The 22,247-nt window shown below is 49.0% G+C and carries 19 protein-coding genes; 10 read left to right on the top strand and 9 right to left on the bottom strand.

Annotation, left to right across the window (positions count from 1 at the left end):
• Positions 1 to 2 precede the first annotated feature (2 nt).
• The 5 genes from hrpB (at position 3) to B2X65_RS15420 (ending at position 9,517) form a co-directional block, all read left to right on the top strand.
• Entirely contained in the window at positions 3 to 2,531 is a 2,529-nt protein-coding gene (gene hrpB, locus B2X65_RS15440; RefSeq protein WP_290614117.1) for an ATP-dependent helicase HrpB, read from the top strand.
• Positions 2,515 to 4,770, top strand: coding sequence for a penicillin-binding protein 1B (gene mrcB / locus B2X65_RS15435; RefSeq protein WP_290614115.1), 2,256 nt, complete (start codon positions 2,515 to 2,517; stop codon positions 4,768 to 4,770). The genes hrpB and mrcB overlap by 17 nt, the downstream gene beginning before the upstream one ends.
• A gap of 34 nt (positions 4,771 to 4,804) precedes the next feature.
• A complete protein-coding gene (locus B2X65_RS15430; protein WP_290614113.1) occupies positions 4,805 to 6,961 on the top strand; it encodes a winged helix-turn-helix domain-containing protein in 2,157 nt (718 codons plus the stop codon).
• 112 nt (positions 6,962 to 7,073) lie between these two features.
• On the top strand, positions 7,074 to 7,322 hold the full coding sequence (locus B2X65_RS15425; protein WP_290614111.1) for a hypothetical protein: 249 nt from the start codon (positions 7,074 to 7,076) through the stop codon (positions 7,320 to 7,322).
• Between the two features lie 92 nt (positions 7,323 to 7,414).
• Complete coding sequence (locus B2X65_RS15420) at positions 7,415 to 9,517, top strand: winged helix-turn-helix domain-containing protein (protein ID WP_290614109.1); 2,103 nt, start codon at positions 7,415 to 7,417, stop codon at positions 9,515 to 9,517.
• Between the two features lie 21 nt (positions 9,518 to 9,538).
• Here the strand turns inward: B2X65_RS15420 and hemL are convergent, their stop codons facing one another.
• The 4 genes from hemL to B2X65_RS15400 form a co-directional block, all read right to left on the bottom strand.
• Positions 9,539 to 10,819 carry a glutamate-1-semialdehyde 2,1-aminomutase gene (gene hemL / locus B2X65_RS15415; RefSeq protein ID WP_290614107.1) on the bottom strand — a complete coding sequence of 427 codons (1,281 nt, stop codon included), beginning with the start codon at positions 10,817 to 10,819 and terminating at the stop codon, positions 9,539 to 9,541.
• A gap of 33 nt (positions 10,820 to 10,852) precedes the next feature.
• The gene (locus B2X65_RS15410; RefSeq protein ID WP_290614105.1) at positions 10,853 to 11,857 is read right to left on the bottom strand and encodes an aspartate carbamoyltransferase; all 1,005 of its coding nucleotides are present in this window, start codon (positions 11,855 to 11,857) and stop codon (positions 10,853 to 10,855) included.
• A 90-nt stretch (positions 11,858 to 11,947) separates the two neighbouring features.
• A complete protein-coding gene (locus B2X65_RS15405) occupies positions 11,948 to 12,385 on the bottom strand; it encodes a CopD family protein (RefSeq protein WP_290614103.1) in 438 nt (145 codons plus the stop codon).
• Entirely contained in the window at positions 12,382 to 14,085 is a 1,704-nt protein-coding gene (locus tag B2X65_RS15400; protein ID WP_290614101.1) for a chloride channel protein, read from the bottom strand. The genes B2X65_RS15405 and B2X65_RS15400 overlap by 4 nt, the downstream gene beginning before the upstream one ends.
• A gap of 178 nt (positions 14,086 to 14,263) precedes the next feature.
• On the opposite strand from B2X65_RS15400, the gene erpA reads away from it, so the two are divergent.
• Together erpA and B2X65_RS15390 are read left to right on the top strand one after the other, a co-directional pair.
• Complete coding sequence (erpA, locus tag B2X65_RS15395; RefSeq protein WP_290614099.1) at positions 14,264 to 14,605, top strand: iron-sulfur cluster insertion protein ErpA; 342 nt, start codon at positions 14,264 to 14,266, stop codon at positions 14,603 to 14,605.
• Positions 14,606 to 15,112: 507 nt separating this feature from the next.
• Complete coding sequence (locus B2X65_RS15390; protein ID WP_290614098.1) at positions 15,113 to 15,355, top strand: helix-turn-helix domain-containing protein; 243 nt, start codon at positions 15,113 to 15,115, stop codon at positions 15,353 to 15,355.
• Positions 15,356 to 15,407: 52 nt separating this feature from the next.
• On the opposite strand, the gene B2X65_RS15385 is transcribed toward B2X65_RS15390, so the two are convergent.
• Genes B2X65_RS15385 through B2X65_RS15365 form a run of 5 tightly spaced genes read right to left on the bottom strand, consistent with a single transcriptional unit; the run spans position 15,408 to position 19,484 of the window.
• The gene (locus B2X65_RS15385) at positions 15,408 to 16,757 is read right to left on the bottom strand and encodes an AmpG family muropeptide MFS transporter (protein WP_414631425.1); all 1,350 of its coding nucleotides are present in this window, start codon (positions 16,755 to 16,757) and stop codon (positions 15,408 to 15,410) included.
• Between the two features lie 54 nt (positions 16,758 to 16,811).
• Positions 16,812 to 17,132, bottom strand: a complete 321-nt coding sequence (locus tag B2X65_RS15380) for a hypothetical protein (protein ID WP_290614095.1) — start codon at positions 17,130 to 17,132, stop codon at positions 16,812 to 16,814.
• A 54-nt stretch (positions 17,133 to 17,186) separates the two neighbouring features.
• Positions 17,187 to 17,768: a peptidylprolyl isomerase gene (locus tag B2X65_RS15375; protein WP_290614093.1), complete on the bottom strand. Its 582-nt coding sequence runs from the start codon at positions 17,766 to 17,768 to the stop codon at positions 17,187 to 17,189.
• 4 nt (positions 17,769 to 17,772) lie between these two features.
• Entirely contained in the window at positions 17,773 to 18,324 is a 552-nt protein-coding gene (locus B2X65_RS15370) for a YajG family lipoprotein (protein ID WP_290614091.1), read from the bottom strand.
• A gap of 5 nt (positions 18,325 to 18,329) precedes the next feature.
• A complete protein-coding gene (locus tag B2X65_RS15365) occupies positions 18,330 to 19,484 on the bottom strand; it encodes a methyltransferase (protein ID WP_290614089.1) in 1,155 nt (384 codons plus the stop codon).
• A gap of 32 nt (positions 19,485 to 19,516) precedes the next feature.
• On the opposite strand from B2X65_RS15365, the gene B2X65_RS15360 reads away from it, so the two are divergent.
• From B2X65_RS15360 to fabV, 3 genes are all read left to right on the top strand, one after another.
• Positions 19,517 to 20,140 carry an alpha-ketoglutarate-dependent dioxygenase AlkB family protein gene (locus B2X65_RS15360; protein ID WP_290614087.1) on the top strand — a complete coding sequence of 208 codons (624 nt, stop codon included), beginning with the start codon at positions 19,517 to 19,519 and terminating at the stop codon, positions 20,138 to 20,140.
• A gap of 128 nt (positions 20,141 to 20,268) precedes the next feature.
• A complete protein-coding gene (locus B2X65_RS15355) occupies positions 20,269 to 20,616 on the top strand; it encodes a BolA family protein (protein WP_290614550.1) in 348 nt (115 codons plus the stop codon).
• A gap of 142 nt (positions 20,617 to 20,758) precedes the next feature.
• Positions 20,759 to 21,952 carry an enoyl-ACP reductase FabV gene (fabV, locus tag B2X65_RS15350; RefSeq protein ID WP_290614085.1) on the top strand — a complete coding sequence of 398 codons (1,194 nt, stop codon included), beginning with the start codon at positions 20,759 to 20,761 and terminating at the stop codon, positions 21,950 to 21,952.
• Positions 21,953 to 22,247: the final 295 nt, after the last annotated feature.

Here is a 22,247-nt window from a genome sequence, read left to right as displayed (position 1 = left end):
CTGTGACCAGCCAGCGGGTTAGCCCGGACTTACCGGTAGCAGCAGTGCTACCGGAGCTTCGCCAGTTACTGACTACCCACAGCAGGGTGATTCTGTCGGCGCCACCTGGTGCTGGTAAATCGACCTGGTTACCGTTGCAGTTACTACAACATAGTGCTGTCGCAACCGGCCAGATCATTATGCTGGAACCGCGCAGACTGGCCGCTAAAACCATCGCGGCTTATCTGGCGCAGCAGCTGAATGAGCCGGTTGGCCATACCGTCGGTTATCAGATCAGGCATGATAGCTGTCAGTCGGCGGCCACCCGGCTACTTATTGTCACTGAGGGTATTCTTACCCGCAAATTACAACAAGACCCCGAACTTGCTGGGGTAACTCTGCTTATTTTTGATGAATTTCACGAACGCTCATTGCATGCTGATCTGGCACTGGCACTCAGCTTAGAAGTGCAACAACTGCGGGACGATCTGAAAATTCTGGTCATGTCGGCTACGCTGGACGTAGCGGTACTGGAGCGTTATCTGCAGGCACCGGTTATCAGTAGCAGCGGCCGCAGTTATCCGGTCGATATTCAGTACATTAAACCAGGTACCGAGCCTGTCGCCATTCAGGCTGCCCGTCAGGCTGTCACTGCTTTTCAGCAGCAGTCCGGTAATATTCTGGTCTTTTTGCCAGGACAAGCCGAGATTAATAAGGCCAGGGAATTTCTGGCTGGTCAGGCATTGCCAGATAATGTGCAGGTGTTTTCACTGCTTGGCGCTTTGTCCCTGTCTGAACAACAGGCTGCGATAGCGGCCCCTGTTGCCGGGCGCTATAAAATTGTGCTGGCAACGAATCTGGCTGAAACCAGTTTAACCATCGAGGGGGTTAATCTGGTGGTGGACACGGGCTTGTGCAGGCGCGCCAGCTTTAACCCTCGCCATGGTATCAGTAAGCTGGAGACGGTTGCCATCAGTCAGGCCGCGGCGACTCAGCGTGCAGGCCGGGCTGGGCGGCAAGCACCGGGACGCTGCTATAGAATAGATACCGCAGAACTGTGGCAGCGACGAGCCGCGTTTGAGCCCGCAGAGATTGAATTGGCAGAGTTGACACAGTTGCGGCTGGAACTTGCCGTTTGGGGCGCTCAGCCTGCTGATATAAACTGGTTAACACCACCACCGATGGCACATCTGGCGGTCGCAAACCACTTGTTACAACAATTTGCTGCACTGGATGAGCACGGGGTGATCACGTCTTTTGGCCGACGATTATATCAAACCGGTAGCTCGGTTCGCCTGGCTAATATGATGTTGTATGCACGTGAACACGAGTCAGAGGCGCCAGGCTTAAGCTGGTTATCTGCCTTAGTTGCTGCGTTGTTGGAAGACAGTCGTAACCTGCAGGCTAATCTGGAGCAGCAACTTCAAAGCTTAGCGCATAACAAGCATTTACCTCAGCATCAGCAGGCCCGGCAATTCGCCCACCGGTTAGGCGCTAAAGCTAATGGCAGCGATAATTTACCGATGCAATGGCTTGCTATGTTGTTGCTCAGGGCTTTTCCTGACCAACTGGCGCAGCGCCGGGGCCAGGGCTATTTGCTGGCAAATGGTGTAGGGGCGAGCCTGGGGCCGGATCATCCGCTACAAGAGAAAGACTATCTGGTGGTATTAGATATTCAGCAATGGCAGCAACAAAACCGTATTCGGCATGCCGTTGCCATCGAGCTGGATGACATATTGGACGATTGGCAGTTGCCGTGGCAGCTGAAAACGGGCTGGCAGGATAAAACCGCCAGTTTCAGTAGTGAGCGTCAGCGTTGTTTTGGTCAGCTGGTATTGCAACGGCAACCGGTACAGGGGGTTGTCACTGCGGCTGAACGACAACAAGCCTGGCTTGATTATCTGAACCGGCGCGGCCTGGCAGAATTGACCTGGTCTGAGGCGGCGCAAAGTGTATGTGCCCGGGTGCAATTGCTTTGCCAGTATTACCGGGCTGCGTCCGGTGGCGCAGCAAAAAAAAGCGCAACCCAGCCTGAGGTGAAGCACTGGCCTGATTTCAGTCAGGCTGGGTTGCTGGCAAATTTGGATCAGTGGTTGGCGCCTTATCTTGGCAATATCCATAAAAAAAGCCAGCTTACGCAATTGGAGCTGGAACCGGTATTGTTGGCGCAACTGAGCTTTTCGCAACAACAAGTGTTAAATCAGTTATTGCCTGGGCATTGGCAAACCCCTGCCGGTAGCCGGCTAAAAATTGATTATCTGCACCCCGGGGGGCCACAACTTTCAGTCAGAGTTCAGGAAATGTATGGTCAACTCAGCACCCCCGCGGTGTTAAATGGCACTATTGCTCTGACCATTGCCTTGCTGGCACCGGGGCGGCAGCCGCTGCAAGTCACCCGCGATTTAACCAGCTTCTGGCAAAATAGCTGGCAGGATGTTAAAAAAGAAATGAAAGGTCGTTATCCCAAACACTACTGGCCAGATAACCCGGCCGACGCACAGCCAACAACAAAAACGAAAAAGGCGATGTTACGCGATGTCAACCCGAAGTAAAGGCGCTGGTACGCCGAAAATGAAAGTCCGGCCATGGTGGCATAGGTCATTAATTACGCTAGGTAAGCTGGCTCTGGTAACCTTGTGCGTGCTGCTTACCTATCTGATTTATCTGGATAGTAAAGTCACCCGTGCCTTTGCCGGTCAGAAATGGCAGGTGCCAGCGCAAATCTATGCCCGTAGTCTCGAGCTGTATCCCGGCAAAGCATTAAGCTCACTGCAATTGCAAGCCGAGCTGGAACAACTGCAGTACCAACGCAATCCAGCGATGACGGCTGCTGGTCAATACAGCGTATCGCGCAATCATGTCACGATATACCGGCGCGCTTTTACTTATATCGATGGCATGGAACCTGAAGCCCTGTTCAGTGTTGAATTTAACAGCAGTGGTATTAACCGCATTCGTTACCGTCAGCAGCAGGAAGTTAACTTTGCAAGGTTGGAACCACAGTTAATTGAGCATATGTTGTCGCCGCATCAGGAAGACCGTGAGCTGGTCAGGTTAGAGCAAGTGCCAGGCTTGCTCAAAGAAGGCTTGTTATTGGTAGAAGACCGTGATTTTTATCACCATCGTGGGGTGTCACCGCTTTCCGTGTTGCGGGCTCTATGGGCCAATATCAGTGCCGGGCGCACGGTGCAGGGCGGTTCTACGTTAACCCAGCAGCTGGCAAAAAATATGTACTTAACCAGCGACCGAACCTTGCTGCGTAAAGTGAACGAAGCGATGATAGCGCTGATCCTGGATTACCGCTTTAGTAAGGACCACTTGCTCGAAGCTTATCTGAACGAAATATTTCTGGGCCAGAATCACGCAACGGCAGTACATGGGTTTGGTTTAGCCAGCCGGTTTTATTTTGCCAAACCGATAACGGAGCTGCGACCAGATGAAATGGCGTTAATGATTGGCTTGCTAAAAGGCCCGTCCTATTATGATCCACGGCGCTATCCAGAGCGGGCCGTCAACCGCCGGGATTTAGTGCTCAGATTAATGTTCGAACATCATTTGCTTACTGGTGAACAGTATCAGCAGGCTCTTGCTCAGCCGCTACAACTGGTTGCGCGTGGCCAGTATCTGAATGCGCGTTTTCCTGCCTATCTGGATGCAGTTAAAAAAGAGCTACGCCAGATTAATTTTGACCAACGGTTGTTAAGTAGTGGCATCAAGGTATTTACCTTTTTAGATCCCAAAGCGCAGCAGCAAGCCGAACTGACCGTAACAGAGCAATTACAAAATAAGGATGAACAGTTGCAGGCCGCCATGATGGTAGTGAATTACCAGCAGGCAGAAATTCAGGCATTGGTAGGGGGCAGAGAAAGCGGATTTGCCGGCTTTAACCGGGCATTAGATGCCCGGCGGCAAATTGGTAGTATTATTAAACCGGTTATTTATCTGGAAGCACTTAATCAGCCCGGGCGTTTTTCGCTGGCGTCAATCCTGCAGGACCAACCCCTTAGTTTACGTTCAAATAATGAGGACTGGCAGCCCCAGAATTTTGATAAAACCTTCCGAGGCCCGGTAAACTTAGTCACGGCATTAACTGACTCCCTTAATGTGCCGACGGTGCGTTTAGGTTTACAGCTGGGAATGCCGGCGATAAGTGACGGTTTGCGTAAGCTGGGGCTGAATCGGCGGGTCAGTTTGCATCCGGCTGCATTGCTCGGTGCAGTGGAACTGAGCCCGATGGAAGTGAGTCAGCTTTATCAGACCATCGCTAACGATGGAGTGTATCAAATGTTAGCCACCGTGCAGGCGGTGACGGATCAGGATGGTCATCGCCTTTATCACCGCTCAGGTGAGCGCTACAGCCGTTATCCTCCAAGCAGTATTTACTTGTTGCAGCATGCGTTAATTTCGGCAACACAAACCGGCACAGCCAAAGCATTGCAATATGCGATGCCCACTACCGTGTTCGCCGGAAAAACCGGTACCTCCAGTGATTATCGGGACAGTTGGTTCAGTGGCTTTGATCAGCAAACATTAGTGACGATATGGCTGGGGCGTGATGACAACAAGCCAATTGGGCTGACTGGCAGTAGCGGTGCCTTACCCTTGTTTATTGACTTTTTTAAAGGCCAGGGAGCCCAGTCAATAATTCAATATTTGCCCGATCAGGTACAGGTACAGGCTTTTTCAGCAAGCAGCGGTACACCCGTGGCAGAAACTTGCGCTAACATATTGTTATTACCTGCGATATCAGATGAAATGCAGCAGCAATTGACCTGTGAAAATTCTAATTAACGATTAACATAAAGGGTGCGGCAAACTCACAATTATGGAAATTAAACCCGAACGATCGCTCCAGGTGGGTGAATGGCATTATCTGGCAAAAGAAGACAAGCTGGTGCAACTTAGTGCGCATGGCGACATTGTTGCAACCGCTGATTTAGATAACCTTGGCCAGAAGGTCGTTAACTACTTTATCGTTCATGCGGGCAACCTGGTTACCAAAGATCAGTTACTGGCTGATGTCTGGGGGATTAGGGATGTTTCAGACGGCCGGGTCATGCGGGTGATCAGGGCGATAAGAATTGCGCTGGACGATGATAGTCGTCAGCCGACCTATATTGAAACTATTCCCAAGCGGGGCTATCGGTTTATCGCGCCTGTCAGTGAAGCTCCGGATAAATCAATGCTCCTGCCGACTGCAGTTACACCTGGTCAACATGTGGCTGTAGTTAAAGCAAACCGCCAGACTTGGGTTGTGGGGTTGTTGCTGGCGGTACCTTTGCTGTTGCTGCTGATATGGTTACTGTGGTTAAAACCGGTTACCGACAACCAGATTGCAGAAACAAATAGCGTTCCGTTGTGGCGCTACCAGCCCATTACCTCGCTGGATGGCCTGGAATTTTATCATAATGTGTCCGCCGATGAGCGTTATCTGGCCTATAGTTATGCCAAACAGGGTTCCGATTTAATAGCGGTACTTACGCTGCAAGATTTACAAAGCCATCAACGAGTGCAGCTCACAGCAGAAAGTGGCAGCAGTCTGGGGGCCGCGTTTAGTCCCGATGGCAGTCAAATAGCTTACCATAGAATGCTACCGGATCGCCGTTGTGAAATCCGGCTTATCGAACTGGAACCTGGCAAGCTGATGGCTAAGTCAGATACGCTGTTAACGCGATGCACCCCTGAATCGGTATCCGCCCGGGTAAGCTGGTCGCCAGATGGGCGCTATATTGTGTATCCCAGCCTGGATGCAGAACAAAAACAAATGGTAATGATGATGTATCCGTTAGCAGGTGGCACTGCCGAGCAATTAACCGTACCGCCCACCAGCAGCTTTGGCGACTATGCCGGCCGGTATTCACGTGCCGGGGATAAAATCGCTTTTATTCGCGATGCTGCCGGCGCTGCGCAAATTTGGGTGCTGGATTTAACCAATCGGGCAACCCGTTTGTTGGTACAAATTGACGATGCTTATCCGGGGAATATCGACTGGACCTTGGATGATCGCAGTATTATTTACCCATCAGGGCCGACATCACTGGGTATCGTAAATGTAGCCAGTGGTGAGAGTCGGGAGCTTGCCTATACCGACAACCATGCCAGTGAAATCCAGGTTGGGGCTGTAAGCGGTAAAATTTATGCATCGGTGGGTTTTTTCGCCCATACCAATATTAAAAAGGTGAACAATAAGATGTTTGCGGCAACCCCTGCAGAGAGCCTGGTGTACAGTTCGAACCGCAATGAATCATTAGTTGAAATTAATCCTCAGCCGCAAGGGCCTACCGCCGTTGTGTCGCGCCGTTCCGGTTTGCCTCAGGTCTGGTTATTTTATCCGGACGGCCGTCAGCAACAGATAACAGATTTTACCAGTCGTGAGCGGATCCGCAGTCTGGTATTTGCACCAGACGGCAACCAGTTGTTATTACATTTGAATACCGGAATCTGGCAGCTCACTCTCAGTGGTGAGTTAAGACAAGTCGTAGGACAGGATGGAGAAGCGGTGGCTTATCCTGCCTGGAGCCGGGATGGCACAGAGATATTTTATGCCCAATCGCGGCAGGGGCGCTGGGATGTTATTGCCGCTGCCGTTGATACCGAGATTGAGAAGCGCTTGCTGGCAACCGATCGTGAGTTATATCAGCAAAGTTATATTGCTGAGTACAGTATCTGGCGTGATGCTAACTCGAAGGATTTTGTTATTGAATACAATAATGGAGACACGAGAGTACTTAACTTAGGTACGACCGCAGATCAGGCCTTTTTTAAGTTAGACCTCCGTTCTGAGGGCTTTTACTTTACGTATTTGCTGGATGGTACTCAATATCAATTACGCTATTACGATTTAACCAATAATACAATTAAAGAACAGGTTATAGACGATTATCTCTATCACAGTCGTTTTAGTATGTCATTGGATGAAAAGGAAGTTTACTATTTGGAAGCGGCAAGGGCAGATTTTGATATTGCCGAGATAAATTTCTAGATCGACAATTTGTAAAGTTTTTATTGAAAAACCATCGAGTTTCATCGGCAGTTTAAGAGTAGGGTCGATCGTGTTAAGCACAACTATGTGACTGAAACCCGGAGATTTTACTATGATAAAAGCATTAAAAATAATCGTTGTAACTGCCAGCATTAGTCTGGCATCTACCGCCAGTTCGATAAATGACAGTATGACTGAAAACGAATCACTTTACATTGACGACCTATTAGTATGCTCTTTTTGGCCAACATGCCGTGACCCGGACCAGCAAAAACCCGTGCCATCTGACAGCTCTGCGCCAAAACCAAGTGGCGATAAAGACACCACTAAAGATAAGAAAGATGAAGTTCAGCTTGCCTGAGCCAGCTTAAATTCGTTTCTAAAGCAGATACACTCTACTTTTGCGTTTATTAAGGTATAATCCGCTCTGACACTTTAGTCGGGCGGACCTTAATGTCGAATTTAGAACCACTGGTAAAAATTGGCAACTGGTATTATCAGGCAGCTTACGGCCAATTGTTGCCAGTGGCAGCTGATTCCGGCACTGCGGTTGCGGTGGTATTGGAACCCCGGTTGCACAGCCTGCTGAATTATTTTTTGCTGCATTGTGACCAAGTTCTGGATAAAGATACCTTAATTAATGATGTCTGGCCTGCAGGCGAAGGTACCGATGCCGCCGTTATGCGGGCAGTGGGCGCCTTGCGTAAAGTACTGGGCGATAACGTAAAGTCGCCACTTTACATTTCAACCATAGCAAAAAAAGGCTATCAGTGGCGTTGCCTTATTGAGCCGTTAACCACTGCGCAGCATAAGCCTGCTCTGGCTAATAGCCTGACACTGTCTGGGGCATCCTTCGCCACTTCTGCAGCACGCCCCCCGGCAAATGACGCCTCTGAAACCGGTGCATCAGGCCTGCCATGGCGCTTTATCAGTGCGGTATGTTCGGTGTTATTACTCGGTGGTACGGTGTTAGCATATTTGCTGGCCAGTATGACCGTAACGCCTCTGACCAAGTTACCCGATTCGATTAAGCCATTAAGTGCGCTAACAGGACAAGAATTCTGGGCAACATTGGAGAGCGCTGAGCAATTTGCGTTTTATTGGTATCGCGAGTCAGAAGATGCACCCTATCAACTGGCCCGTCAGGATTTAGCCAGCTTAAAGGTAAGTTATAATGACACACAATATGATGAAGTCAGCCAACCGGTATGGTTAGATCAGGCCCAGTTGCTGTTTCGGGCGCTGGACGATGAACAACGTTGCTACTTTTACCAGCAACAGGTAATGCCTGAGTTTTCGCCGGCGAGCAAAGTAATGCCTTGTCAGCAGGTATTAGAGCAAGGGTTAGCTATTCTAAAAAACCAATGGTTCTGGCTGGATTATGCCACTGATTTGCGGCGCTATGAGTTATGGCGGCGCTCAGAAGATGGCAGCACCGCCAGAGTCATGGCGTTTCCGGAAAAATGGCAAAGCGCAGATCAGTTGCTCGTGGTGGGGCAATCGCTTTATCTGGCCGCTCAGCAGGATTTCTATCGCAGTCAGCTTTATCGGGTTGATCCCCAGCTGCAGCTACTGGACGCCATTGATGACTTTGATCAGCAGATTATTTCCAGCAGTCGCTGGGATCAGTACCATGCGTTGCTAACCCTGAAAAACAGTGAATTACAGTTATATAACCTTAAGGATAATACCCAGCTAAGCTTAGGCCCGATGACCTGGCAACTGACTCAACCGCAACGCTACCAGCAGCGAATATTAACTACCCAACACCTTAACTATACAACCGATATTGTTAATTTGGTATTTGAGGATGGTTTGTTAAATAGTGAGCAGAGCTGGCAAACCAGTAACCGCAACGAGCGGCTGTTTGCGGCCAGGGATCAGCAACTGGCTTTTGTGTCAGAGAGGGCCGGGGACAATCAGGTATGGTTGACCAATGCTGGCGAGAGCCGGCAATTATCACGATTAGTCGCGGGTCAGTACGTCCAGCAGTTGTTCTGGCATCAGGCACTTTTGCTGGCCGTTATCGATAATCAGTTATATCAGATTGCACTGGATGATGGCGCGCTATCATTGCTGGCTGGCACGCCGGTAACGGGCCGTTATCAAAGCTGCCACAATACGCTGTACTGGACGGAGCAAAATAGCGACGGCTGGCAATTGCTGCATCAACAGCAGCAACCAGAAGTATTGCTAACAGGAGTCGTTAACTTTAAATGTGCGCCTGATGGATTAGTGGTGCAGTTTTATAATGATGATAAGCTGGCATTATGGTCAGCGCAGCAGCCGTTGCAACTGACACCTCTACCTGTCAACCTGAACTGGCATCACATTCTGCCAGCGCAGTGGGCGACGAATCGCCAGCAATTACTCTGGCTGGACCGCCAGCATTGGCAGCTAAAGGTATACGATTGGCAAAGCGGAGAGACGGCCAGTTATACCTGGCCTGCTTCGGCATTGCCGCTGGAGATCCATAGCGACAATGCCGGCAGTGTATTCAGTGTGCAGCCGCGTCATTACGATACCGACATCGTTTGGCTGCAAAACCGCAGTTAACCTGATTACATTGAAACGTGGTTAAAGCGCAGCAAAGCTGTTCGCTGCGGCGTCTATTGTAGCTTTCAGATCGTCATCACTATGAGCAAGGGATAAGAAACCCGCTTCATAGGCAGACGGTGCCAGATAAATGCCCTTTTCCAGCATCAGGTGGAAAAAATGTTTGAAAGCGCTGATATCACATTGGGTTGCCTGCTGAAAATTACTGACTTTGGCTTCTTTACTGAAGAAAAACCCAAACATGCCGCCGACCTGATTAAAGGTCATGGGCACGCCATGCTGGCGCGCGGCGGTATCTATACCGGCAATAAGCTGACTGGTTTTTGCCGTTAGCTTTTCAAACACCTCAGGCTTACTGATTTCGTTAAGTGCTGCCAGGCCGGCTGCCATGGCAATAGGGTTGCCTGATAACGTTCCTGCCTGATATACCGGGCCGAGCGGCGCAATGTGCTGCATAATCTCCCGCCTGCCGCCAAAAGCGCCTACCGGCATGCCGCCACCAATAATTTTGCCCAGGGTGGTCAGATCCGGAGTAACCTGATACACCGCTTGTGCGCCACCTAGCGCTACCCGAAAACCTGTCATTACTTCATCAAAAATAAGTACAGTCTGATACTCGTCGCAGATCCGACGCAAGCCTTGCAAAAAATCGGGCTCAGGCGGAATACAGTTCATGTTACCTGCTACCGGCTCGACAATAATACAGGCAATATCGTCCCCTCTTTCTGCAAAAATATCGGCGACCTGCGCCAGATTATTAAACTCACAGGTCAGGGTATATTTAGCAAAATCTGCCGGTACACCAGGGGAGTTTGGAACGCCCAGGGTCAATGCTCCTGAGCCTGCTTTTACCAGCAGTGAATCAGCATGACCGTGGTAGCATCCTTCAAATTTTAAAATGGTATCACGCCCGGTATAGCCACGGGCTAAGCGTATGGCGCTCATCGTCGCCTCTGTGCCCGAGCTTACCATACGGACCATTTCCATCGAGGGCACCAACTGGGCAATTTTTTCTGCCATATCAATTTCTGCCGGGCAGGGCGCACCAAAGCTTAAGCCATTGGCGGCAGCCTGAATAACCGCATCGCGGATAGCGGGGTGATTGTGGCCGAGCAACATTGGGCCCCAGGAGCCGATGTAATCAATATAGCGTTTACCATCAACGTCAAACAGGTAGGCACCATTGGCCCGTTCAATAAATACAGGAGTACCGCCGACACTTTTGAAAGCACGGACCGGCGAGTTAACGCCACCGGGAATAGTGCGCTGGGCGCGTTGAAAAAGGGTTTCAGATAAAGACATAATAGTTTCCGTTTGCAGTTTGCCTTTAAGGCGTTATTTATTGCTATACCAGGGCACCGCACATTCGTAATCTTTAACAATGTTTTCCACGCCAAGCGTTAGCGCAAACAGTGCCATTCTTACCAAAACGCCGTTGTCAGCCTGTCGAAAGATTGCCAGGTTTGGGTTAAGGTTTAAATCATTGTCTAATTCATTGGCTTCAATACGCGAATCCCGCGGCAAAGGATGCATAATAACCGTATTCGATTTACAGTAACGGGTATAAATTTCCTGATTTAACCGAAATTTACCACGATACTGGTCGGCATCGGCTTTAGAAGGAAAGCGCTCTTCCTGGATCCGGGTCTGATACACGATATCCGCATTTAAATGGCCTTCCAGTTTGTCACTGATTACCAGCTGGTGCCCGGCATTGCTCAGGCTGCTGATAATATCATCCGGCATGGCCAGTTCAGCCGGTGATACCAGCGTCAGCTTGATATTGCGATACAGACACAATAACTTAGATAATGAGTGAACCGTACGGCCGAATTTTAAATCGCCCACCATGGCAATGTGCATGCCATCAATCTGCAGGCCTGACGCTGCCAGTTCCCGCTCTATGGTAAACAGGTCAAGTAACGCCTGGGTCGGATGTTCATTGGCGCCATCCCCTCCATTTAACACGGGCACCCTGCTACCTTCAGCAAACTCAGCGACCGAGCCGGCCTGCGGATGACGCATGGCAATAACATCACTGTAACTGCTGATTACCCGGGCCGTGTCAAATAACGACTCGCCTTTGGATAGTGCAGAAGATTCCATGCCAGTTGTTTCGCGTACTTCTCCGCCGAGCAAATTAAAGGCACAGCCAAAGCTCACCCGGGTTCGGGTGCTGGGTTCAAAAAACAGATTACCCAGTATCGCGCCATCGAGTACTTTGGTGCGTTTTTTGCGGCTGGCATAAGGTGCCATTTGCCGGGCAATATCAAAAATACGGGTAATACTGTCTCGATCAAATTGCTTAACAGAAAGAATATGTTGGCCTTTGAAACTCATCGTCAGTACTCACTTAATACTTGCCATCAGGCGCCGCTACCGGCATAAATTGGTCGCTATTATACGCAAAACCGCTGGGCAAAAGCGAGTTTAGTGAAGCAGCGGTTTCAGGGTGGCCAGTAATATAATAGCCAGTAGCACTAATACCGGTAATTCATTAAAAATCCGGTAAAAACGTGGGCTGTGCCGGTTACGGTTGTGTTTAAAATCTGCCAGTAACTTGAAGCACCAGCCATGATAACCATACAGCAGCAGCACCAGCACTAACTTCAGATGTAACCAGCCACTGGCCACAAACCAGGCCTTACCATAAGCAGCAATTAGCAGCAGGCCAAACACCAGCGTCAGCAGTGCAAAAGGTGTTACAAACCATAAAAGACGCCGTTCCATGATTTTAAAGGTGTCAGAGCACTCAGCACTCTGGGTTTCAGCGTGATAGACAAAGAGTCGGGGCAAATAAAAAATTCCCGCAAACCAGGCTATCATAAAGAAAAGATGTAAAGCTTTGTACAATAGAATCAGCGTCATAATAAGTTATTCTGTTTAGTTAACAAACTGCGAACCTGATCCCAGCGAATAATACCCATAGGTTCGTACGGGTCGTCCTGATAAATGTAAACCAGTCCATCACGCTCATCTTCAAGTATGGCAAACACTTCAGCCATGGTTGATTGGTGAGGTAACCCGCTAATTTCCTGATAGCGAATAGCACTGTCGCCACTTAACGACAAACTGACATCATAACTGGCGGCCACAAACTGGGGTGTTTCACCGTCGTCGCGTTTCAGCAATAATTGCACTGGCAGCTCCAGCTGCGCCAGTTGCTGGCGAACCGCATCTTCCGCTGGGTTGTGCAGCAAAACATATTCTTTGCTTAATAATGCCAATACCCCTACTTTTTGCAAAATGTCGTCAGCCGGTGCCAGTTTATACGGTAGCTGCATAAAATCGAGTTGCATCATGAAAATAGATTTATTATTAAAAAACTGCACTGTAGTTACGTAGGCGGTAATAATCACTACCATAGCAGGTAAAATAATTTGCTGGTTAGACGCCAGCTCTATAACGGCCAGCAAAGCGGCTAAAGGGGCATGCAAGGTAGCCGCCATTAAACCTGCCATCCCCAGCACGGCATAGGTGCCCGCAGTACTGCTGTCACCAATAAAAATGGCAGGCACGATTGCCATTAGGGTACCTAATACGATGCCCATGCCAAATACCGGCCCAATAACCCCGCCAGGGACTCCAAGCCCAAGGGCAAAGATGGTCAGTATAAGTTTGCCGATAAAAATCACCAATAGTAGCTGCACGTCGGTCGGATGGTTAACCGCATTGAAGATAGCACCGGTTTCAGCACCCATCGCATGTGGTATCAGATAACCTACTGCGGCTGTCACAATCCCGGCCAACGCCAGCCGAACCATTAATGGCCAGTTTTTTACCAGGCGAATAAGTCGCATCAGATTTTGATTAAACAAAAAGGCGACAGCGCCAAATACAATGCCGCAGACAATAAGATAGGGAAAATGCCAGATGCTAATCGCCACAATATTAAGCGATGCCAGCTCGCGGTCATGTCCGAACACCAATTGCGTGGCGAGTGCACCCACTACTGACGCCAGCATAATAGGAATAAAGACATGGATCCGATATTCGCGCAGCACCACTTCCATGACAAAAATGACAGCAGCCAGCGGTGTATTAAAAGACGCGGAAATGCCAGCGGCTATGCCACAGCCTGCCAGGATCCGAACACTGTTATAAGGTAGCTGCAGATATCGGCCCACTGAACTGGCACCATATGCACCAAGGTGTACGGAGGGGCCTTCGCGGCCGACTGAAAAGCCACTGACCAGGGCAATAATGCCGCCAAAGAACTGATTCAGGGTATTTCGAAAAGGCATAATGCCGTAACGGGTTTTGATTCGATGAATGACAAAGGGTATGCCCATTCGGTAATGGCGATAGCCGGTTACCAGAGCAAGCAGGCCAATCAACAATGCGCCGCCCAGTGGCAGAAGCCAGACTATTTCCGGATCAGCGCTGGAGAAGTCATCGGTTTTCGTTAAAAAAAGTAGCTGAAACGCCACGATTGCCAGGCGAAAAATGATAATCAGCAGGGCCGCTATCAGGCCACCGAGCATGCCCAGCAAACACAGTTGCAAAGACGTCTGTGGTAACGCTAATCGGCGCTGCAACCCGGGCAGCCAGTCTCTCCATCGTCGCATAGTAAGGGGCATGAAATAAACGATGGGTTAAGTTTAACATAAGCGGTTGAGAACGCAGGTCTTAATTGCATAGCTAATTAAGTTTCTTCGTTAAGTTTGATTGCAGCAGGGTTAATACTTGAATAAATTAGTCAGGTATTGGATAATCCGCGCTGTTGTAACCCCTGTTGGAGCACCCATGTCTGATATGCAAATACCATTAGAATTTACCGATGCCGCGGCACGCAAGGTTGCCTTGCTGGTAAGCGAAGAGGACAATCCGAATCTGAAACTGCGGGTATATATTACCGGTGGCGGCTGTTCTGGCTTTCAATATGGTTTCACCTTTGATGAAAAAGTCAACGAGGGTGATTTGACCGTGGAAAAACAGGGGGTTTCGATGGTAGTTGATCCAATGAGCCTGCAATATCTGATGGGCGGCGTGGTCGATTATACCGATGGCCTGCAGGGAAGCCGGTTTATTGTGCAAAACCCTAACGCAACAACAACCTGTGGTTGTGGTTCGTCATTCTCTGTTTAGTAAAAGTATACTTTTTGTAAATTTTAGAGGACGATTTTGCCAGGCTAACCAGCAAAGTCGTTCTTAATCAATAATATTATCTTGTTAGCTGGTCGCAAACAGCAAAATGGTCAGAACCAGCGCTATGACAAGGTTGAAGCTGATAATATAAATAAATCCCTTTTTCCCCTGTACGATAGTCCAATTATTTTGCTGCAGATACAAATACCAGATTATGCACATCAATAAAGGCACTAGAAACAATAGTTTAACCATTTTTTAAAACCTCAGAAGACTTTGGCGGTTGCTATCACTCTGACCGCCGTGCTGTTTATACTCACCACTCATTTCTGCCAATGTAAAGTTACTGTACATTTTTTAACGCATGTAGCTATACGCTCATCGCATCCTATGGTTTAATTAAAACGCTTAAATTGCTTATTGCACTGGCAATAAGGTTTGGATTTTATTTCGCAGGAAGGCTGGTTAATCATAATAAAAGCGTAACACGCTGGGAGAAGAAAAAATATGAAAGGTACTAAAAGTGTAATTTCAGATGAAAATAAGCGTCTTTGTGTCTGGCTGAAACGACAGCGCCAGGACAAAGGCCACACAATGCGCAGTTTGTCTGAAATTTTAGGAACGCCTCATTCATTTATCGGTAAAGTTGAAAATCAGGAGCGCCGGTTGGACGTAGTTGAATATGTCCGTTACTGTCAGGCGCTGGAAGTTGATCCGACAGAAGGGTTAAAACAGGTACTCAGTGCCTGAGCACAGATTTCAATTAAGTTTACGCTTAATTTGTGATTGAAACAGGAAGCCGCTACTTAGCGGCTTTTTTATCAGCGGTTGTATGAGACAGGCGAGCTAACAGCGTAATCAGGATCAGTGCGGGGACGCCCATGGTTGCCGTCATAATAAAGAAATTACTATAACCGAGCTGGTCGACCCATTGACCAGAAAAGCCTCCGGTGAACTTTGGCAATAACAGCATCAGAGAGCTGAACATGGCATATTGAGTAGCGGTAAACGCCAAATTAACCAGAGACGACAAGTACGCAATAAACGCGCTGGTGGCAATTCCAGCACTTAAATTGTCTGCAGAAATAACCAGCGTAAGCCACATTAAATCGTAGCCAACCTGACTAAGTGCCGAAAATAACAGGTTAGTGGCGGCACTTAAGATTGCTCCGGTAAACAGCACTTTTATGATGCCGAACTGATTAATTAAGATCCCGCCAAGTGCGGCGCCTACCAGTGTCATTATTACGCCAAATATTTTTGAGACGCTGGCTACCTCTTCTTTGCTATAGCCCATATCGACATAAAAGGCATTCGCCATCACACCCATGACCACATCGCTAAGCCGGTAACAGGCTATCAGAGCCAGAATGAGCGCGGCATGCCACTTATACCGCTGAAAAAAATCAATAAATGGTGCAACCACTGCTTGCTTTAACCAGGCAAGCAGCCGTTGTAATACTGAACCTTCGGTGCGTTGCTGCTGCATCAAGCCACTGACAGGCTCGTGACTGAGCAACGTGGTAATAATGCCCGGCAGCATACACAGACCCATTACCAGATAAGCATGTTGCCAGCCAGCTAAGTCATATCCCGGACCATCAGAAAATAAAGCGGCCAACCAGAGGGTTCCGGCGGAAGCCAGAATCATTGCCAGCCGATACCCGGTAAGGTAGGCCGCAGCCAGAGCAGCCTGCATTTCAATTGCTGCACTTTCAATGCGAAACGCATCAACATTGATATCCTGAGTAGCAGAAGCAAAAGCCAGAACCACCGCCAGTGCGGCCATCAAAGCCAGATTCTGCTGTGGATCGGTCAGGGCAATACTGCAAATCGCCACAGCAACCATAATTTGAGACGTTAACAGCCAACTGCGACGTCGGCCTAACCTGTTGTGTAATAATGGTATCTTCAGGTGGTCGGCTAGGGGGGACCATAACCATTTTATGGCATAAGCCATTGCAACCCAGCTAAAGTAGCCAATGTCGGACCGTGATACTTCTGCTTCCCTGAGCCAGAATGATAATACCCCGAATACCAGCATTAACGGCAGGCCACTGGAGAAGCCCAGGACAAATATTGCTAACACCTGGCGTTGAAAATAAATACGCAGGCCAACGAGCCAGAGAGGTAAAGTGGCCAAGATAAACATCCATTCTTAAAACGATAACGGTAGCTTACCCTGCTGGAAATGAAGGTCAAGTAATTAGGGACGGACGCCGATGCAGTCTAGTGGGCATTGCCCTTTACCTCGCAGAAAACACATACAATCCTGGATGCGGCGGCGAAGCTGACGATTGTGCTGCAGGCTGTGGGCAGGCCAGTATTCCAGTTGGTGCATCAGGTGCCAGAACGCCCGCTCCCGCGAACTGCCGGGAGTGCCTGCCAGCAAGTGCAGCTGCGACCACTCTTCCAAGGTATCCCAGATAAATAAATGCAACTCACTATGGGCCAGCCGGCCGCGCAAAAAGCGCGACACGTAATACACCAACTGCTGAGATTTAAGTTCTATAAACCGCTCTGTCATTGCGTGCCTCAACTGTTGCAAAGGTGACAACAATTAAGGCAAGTATAGTCGGTTTTATTCGATTGGCAGTAAGCGCACCGTATTTAACAATAAGGGCTCCACGGGAACGTCTGGCCAGCCCAGCTTTTCACTGGTTTCGGTGGGCAATGCATTAATTTTATCGAGCACGTCAAAGCCACTGATCACTCTGCCAAATACGGCATAGCCCCAGCGTGAACCCGGGTCAAGGCTGTCGTTGTCTGCCAGATTAATATAGAACTGGCTACTGGCACTGTGCGGATCGGCAAGGCGAGCCATGGCAATAGTGCCGTATTGGTTCTTTAAGCCATTGCCGGATTCATTAAAGATAGTTTTCCCTTGCTCAATCTCAGCAAATTGACGGTTGTATCCACCACCCTGTACCACAAAATCAGCGATTAGCCGGTGAAACACCGTGTTGTTGTAAGCATTTGCTTTAACGTAATTTAAGAAATTATTAACCGTGATCGGTGCGCGACTGCGATCCAACTCCAGCACAATGTTGCCTGCTGACGTCTCTAGTTGAACCTTAGGATAAAGGTTGTCAGGCTGCATAAACTGACCCGCCCAGACGGGCAGGGTAAAAAATAACATCAGAAACGTTAGCCAGACTCGCATTATTTTATCCTCTTATTTCAGTTTGCCAGCTTTCATCACGCAATAAATCGGTCAGCACTTGTTCGGTCAGCACTCTGAGTTCACGCTCTATCACGGCAATATCGGCCTTTAGGGGGGCAATCTGACGACTGTCACCACTATACGCTTTGGAGAAGGTATTGCCATTATGCTGCACCAGTACCGTCATGGTCACCCGGTTTACCACTTCATGATCAAGCGGCCGCTGATTAACTCTAGCTTGTAACTGATTGATTTGAATAGTTAATGTGCGTCCACTTTGATTGCTTAAACTGGCACCTCTGGCTTTGAGTGCGGTGGCAACGGTTTGCTCTAACTCTGCCCTGAGATCATTGGCCGTTGCATATCCCTTGCTGTATTCTCCACGGTAAATAACCAGAGTATTCATATTTGACCGTTGGTCCAGCAAATAGAAGTCAAACGATGTCTGGTTCAGCGAAGGTGCCTGGGGCCAGAATACTTGCGGGCTGACGATTAACTGTGGTGGCTTGCTGGCGCAGCCGGCAAGCAAAAATAAACACAGCAACAGAGTACGCATCAGGGTTAACTCCTTTTTATGGCTTCAAGTATCACAAATTTTGGATTAGCAGCCAACTGCTGACAGTGGCCAAATAGCCGTTGCAATTGCTGCTGATAATTGAGATGACGGTTAGCAACAATACGCAACCTGCCTCCCCGTTTCAATACACGTTTTGCTTCGGTAAACATTTGCGTGGCAATATGAGTGGTAACGGTATGTTGTTGGTGAAAAGGCGGATTACAAATAATCTGATCGGCACTCTGGTCTGGCTGACTTGCCAGACAATCATCGACCACAAACTCGACCTGGTTCCGGGAGTTGGGCAAATTCAATGCGATACTGGCGTTAGCTGAGGCTATCGCCATATAAGATTCATCGGTAAATACGACCTGACAATCAGGCTGCTGAGCCAGCAGCATCAGCCCCAGCACCCCGTTACCACAGCCTAAATCGATAATACGCTGACCTGCCGTATCTGACGGCAAGTGCTGTAAAAAAAAACGGGCGCCTAAATCCAGTTTCTCCCGGGCGAACACATTCGCATGATTGACCAGGGTAAAGTCAGTCTCTGCCAGCGGCCAGCGCAGCGGAAACTGAGGTTGTAATTTGCCTTGCAGGGGCTGGCACTGAATGAGCCGGCACTTTTTAACCGCCAGTGACGCTTCGGCAGGGCCCAGCTGCTTTTCAAATATATCCAATACGTTACGGTTAATCTCTTTGGCTTTTGCTGCGGCCAGAACAACGGTTTCAGGCCGGATAATGGCCGCCAGCTGACTTAAAATAAAACGCAAATAACTGTGGTTATTGGGCAGCTTAATCACCACAATATCCGCATCAGTGGGCAGCGGCGACAGGCTGTCTATACTGGTAAATTGCTGGTTAGTTAAGCCATTGGCGGCGCGGTTATAACTCACTGCCTGGCGGGCCAGGTAGGAGTCAGTGCTGCTGGTTTGCCGCCACTTTGCCAGGGCACAGGACAATGCGCCAAAACTATCATTAATTAACATCAGGTGCGGCGACGCGTTATTCGCTGCCATAAAGTTGGTTGCAGCCGTATTTACAGCCTCTATCAACAGTTCATCTGCCGCATCCCAGGCTTGTAAGCTGTGGTTAGGCTGGTTAAGCGGCCAGCGCTGGAGGGTCAGGTTGATCTGACCAAACTGAAATTGGGTATTCATAGCAACAACGTCTTAGCAGAGAGATTGACATTTTGACACGCCAGGCGCAGAGCGACAACAGCAAAGCAGTAGCACAACACTTTTTATTACCTGATGCAGAGATTACCCTCTGGCGGCTTTGGCTTGATAAGCCTGATGCTGACGCGCTGCTTGCACCACTTACCAGAGAGTTAAGCTGGCGTCAGGAGCAAATTCGCATTTATGGTAAAACGGTGAAAATACCGCGCCAGCAAGTATGGATGGGCGAGCCGCATTGCAGTTATCAGTATTCTGGCGTTCGTTTTACCCCTTCTGCATGGCATCCGGCGGTACAGCGGTTAACGGCTGCGGTCAGCGACAGCATCAACCAGCCACTGAATTGCGTGCTGCTAAACCTTTACGCCAATGGCCAGGACCATATGGGGTGGCATGCGGACAATGAACCGGAACTTGGTGTTGCACCCATTATCGCGTCACTGAGTTTAGGAGCGACCCGGCGCTTCGACTTGCAGCACCAGACGCAGGGGCATCAGTTACAGTTGCAGCTGGAGCATGGCAGTCTGCTTGTAATGGCAGGCGCCTGCCAACAGCACTGGCAGCACCGGCTGCCCAAGCAAAGCCGGGTTGCTGCGCCGCGGCTTAATCTTACTTTCAGATATATTGCACCGCCAGTATAGATAAAATTAATTTTAGTAAGGCAGCCAATTCGTTACTGACTTATTGCAGTCAAAAGGACAATTAGCAGGCGACAATACGCATTGGCTTGACTAAAATTAGCGTTAAACCAGATCAGGGAATGAAGATAATGTTGATCCAGACCTCGATAGAGCAAAAATTACTGAGTGCCTTTGAACCGGTGTTTCTGGAAGTGATTAATGAAAGTGCTAATCACAACGTACCCGCCGGCTCTGAATCCCATTTTAAGGTGGTGATTGTCACACCGGCATTCGATGGCATGCGCTTGTTGCCGCGCCATCGTGCCGTTAATGCCGTAGTGGCCGAAGAGCTGGCTGAAAAAATACATGCGCTGGCGTTGCATACCTACACGCCATCCGAGTGGTACGAATATTACGCCGAAAAACCGCCAGCGTCGCCCAAATGCTTTGGCGGCAGCAAAACCGACAAAAATACCGCAGTAATTAACCGGTCGTAACACGTCCCTGTGCCAGCTGCGCCATGTGATAAATTTGCTGAAAATTAACCAGAAATAAAATAAACAGGCTGATCAGACCTGTTTTCTGCGTTAAAGTTTTACACTAGCATAATTTTTTAGTGAGCTAACAGCAGGACTTCTTATGGTTATTCAACCGAAAATTCGTGGTTTTATATGTACCAATGCCCATCCGGTGGGCTGTGCTGAAAATGTCAGACAGCAAATTAGCTATGTGAAACAACAAGGGCCGGTAACTAACGGTCCGAAGAACGTGCTGGTTATCGGCGCTTCAACCGGTTATGGCCTGGCATCCAGAATCACCGCCGCATTTGGTTCTGGCGCCAGCACCCTGGGGATATTTTTTGAAAAAGCCCCGACTGACAGCAAGACCGGTTCTGCCGGCTGGTACAACACCGCCGCATTTGAACAGGCAGCTAAAGCAGAAGGTTTATGGAACAAACATCTGAACGGTGATGCGTTTACTGACGAATTAAAAGCCGAAGCCATTAACCTTATCCGTAGCGAAATGGGCAAAATTGATTTAGTGGTATACAGCCTGGCAGCGCCGCGGCGTAAAGACCCGGTCAGCGGTGAGGTTTACAGCTCGGTATTAAAGCCAATAGGTCAGGCCTATACTGCGAAAAATCTCAATACTACCAAGCGCGAAATCGAAGATGTGTCGGTCGAGCCGGCCAACGACGAAGAAATATTTAATACCGTTAAGGTAATGGGTGGAGAAGACTGGGAGCGTTGGTTAGACCAACTGCATGCCGCCGGTGTGTTGGCCGAAAATTGCCAGACCGTTGCTTACACTTATATCGGTAAAAAGCTTACCTGGCCTATTTATGGCAAAGCAACTATTGGTCGGGCGAAAGAAGATTTAGATCGGGCTGCAGGCGCTATTCGCACTAAGCTGGATGATGTAAAAGCAAAAGCGTACGTCGCTTCGTTAAAAGCGCTGGTTACTCAGGCCAGTTCCGCTATTCCTATTATGCCGCTGTACATATCATTGCTGTATCGGGTGATGAAGCAGCAAGGCACTCATGAAGGTTGTATAGAACAAATCAACGGCTTGTTTCGCCAGGGATTATACAGCGATACGCCGATCCTGGATGACGCAGGGCGGTTAAGAATGGATGGCAAAGAATTAGCCGACCCGGTACAGGATAGCGTTGCTGCACTGTGGGATCAGGTGACTACCGAAACCATCGACAGCCTGACCGATTACCATGGTTATCACACCGAGTTTTTACATTTATTCGGGTTTGGTTTTGACGGCGTTGATTATCAGGCCGACGTAACACCGGCAGTACCGTTACTTAACCTGGCTAATTAGTCTGATTGACACGCCGCCTGCAGGCGGCTTTTTGTGTGGCGTTGTCAGGTGCTTTTTGTATGGCGTTGCCAGGTTTAGCTCGGCAACAACCCGATGCAACGCCGGCGAAGCATCATTATTGACTGGGCGGTGCTGCCAATTTAGCAGTGCAAGCCTGCAATGATTTTGCTGATAATTTTACGTCACACCATGGATAGCCGCTTGCTTTAATGCTAGAATTCGCGACTTTAATACGTGTATCTGGTTAAAAATTAATCGCCTTCTGGGCTTAATTAGTATAATCAGGTGTGCTGTG

The sequence above is a fragment of the Arsukibacterium sp. UBA3155 genome, from assembly GCA_002364615.1.
In the GTDB taxonomy this organism is placed as follows: Bacteria; Pseudomonadota; Gammaproteobacteria; order Enterobacterales; family Alteromonadaceae; genus Alishewanella.
Note: the sequence above shows the minus strand (reverse complement) of the source record. Positions and strands in the feature narration are given on the sequence as shown.

Bases quoted from the DNA above. Each gene is read 5' to 3' on its own strand.
- mrcB (WP_290614115.1), top strand. From the start codon at position 2,515: ATGTCAACCCGAAGTAAAGGCGCTGGTACGCCGAAAATGAAAGTCCGG.
- B2X65_RS15430 (WP_290614113.1), top strand. From the start codon at position 4,805: ATGGAAATTAAACCCGAACGATCGCTCCAGGTGGGTGAATGGCATTAT.
- B2X65_RS15425 (WP_290614111.1), top strand. From the start codon at position 7,074: ATGATAAAAGCATTAAAAATAATCGTTGTAACTGCCAGCATTAGTCTG.
- B2X65_RS15420 (WP_290614109.1), top strand. From the start codon at position 7,415: ATGTCGAATTTAGAACCACTGGTAAAAATTGGCAACTGGTATTATCAG.
- hemL (WP_290614107.1), bottom strand. From the start codon at position 10,819: ATGTCTTTATCTGAAACCCTTTTTCAACGCGCCCAGCGCACTATTCCC.
- B2X65_RS15410 (WP_290614105.1), bottom strand. From the start codon at position 11,857: ATGAGTTTCAAAGGCCAACATATTCTTTCTGTTAAGCAATTTGATCGA.
- B2X65_RS15405 (WP_290614103.1), bottom strand. From the start codon at position 12,385: ATGACGCTGATTCTATTGTACAAAGCTTTACATCTTTTCTTTATGATA.
- B2X65_RS15400 (WP_290614101.1), bottom strand. From the start codon at position 14,085: ATGCGACGATGGAGAGACTGGCTGCCCGGGTTGCAGCGCCGATTAGCG.
- erpA (WP_290614099.1), top strand. From the start codon at position 14,264: ATGTCTGATATGCAAATACCATTAGAATTTACCGATGCCGCGGCACGC.
- B2X65_RS15390 (WP_290614098.1), top strand. From the start codon at position 15,113: ATGAAAGGTACTAAAAGTGTAATTTCAGATGAAAATAAGCGTCTTTGT.
- B2X65_RS15385 (WP_414631425.1), bottom strand. From the start codon at position 16,757: ATGTTTATCTTGGCCACTTTACCTCTCTGGCTCGTTGGCCTGCGTATT.
- B2X65_RS15380 (WP_290614095.1), bottom strand. From the start codon at position 17,132: ATGACAGAGCGGTTTATAGAACTTAAATCTCAGCAGTTGGTGTATTAC.
- B2X65_RS15375 (WP_290614093.1), bottom strand. From the start codon at position 17,768: ATGCGAGTCTGGCTAACGTTTCTGATGTTATTTTTTACCCTGCCCGTC.
- B2X65_RS15370 (WP_290614091.1), bottom strand. From the start codon at position 18,324: ATGCGTACTCTGTTGCTGTGTTTATTTTTGCTTGCCGGCTGCGCCAGC.
- B2X65_RS15365 (WP_290614089.1), bottom strand. From the start codon at position 19,484: ATGAATACCCAATTTCAGTTTGGTCAGATCAACCTGACCCTCCAGCGC.
- B2X65_RS15355 (WP_290614550.1), top strand. From the start codon at position 20,269: ATGTTGATCCAGACCTCGATAGAGCAAAAATTACTGAGTGCCTTTGAA.
- fabV (WP_290614085.1), top strand. From the start codon at position 20,759: ATGGTTATTCAACCGAAAATTCGTGGTTTTATATGTACCAATGCCCAT.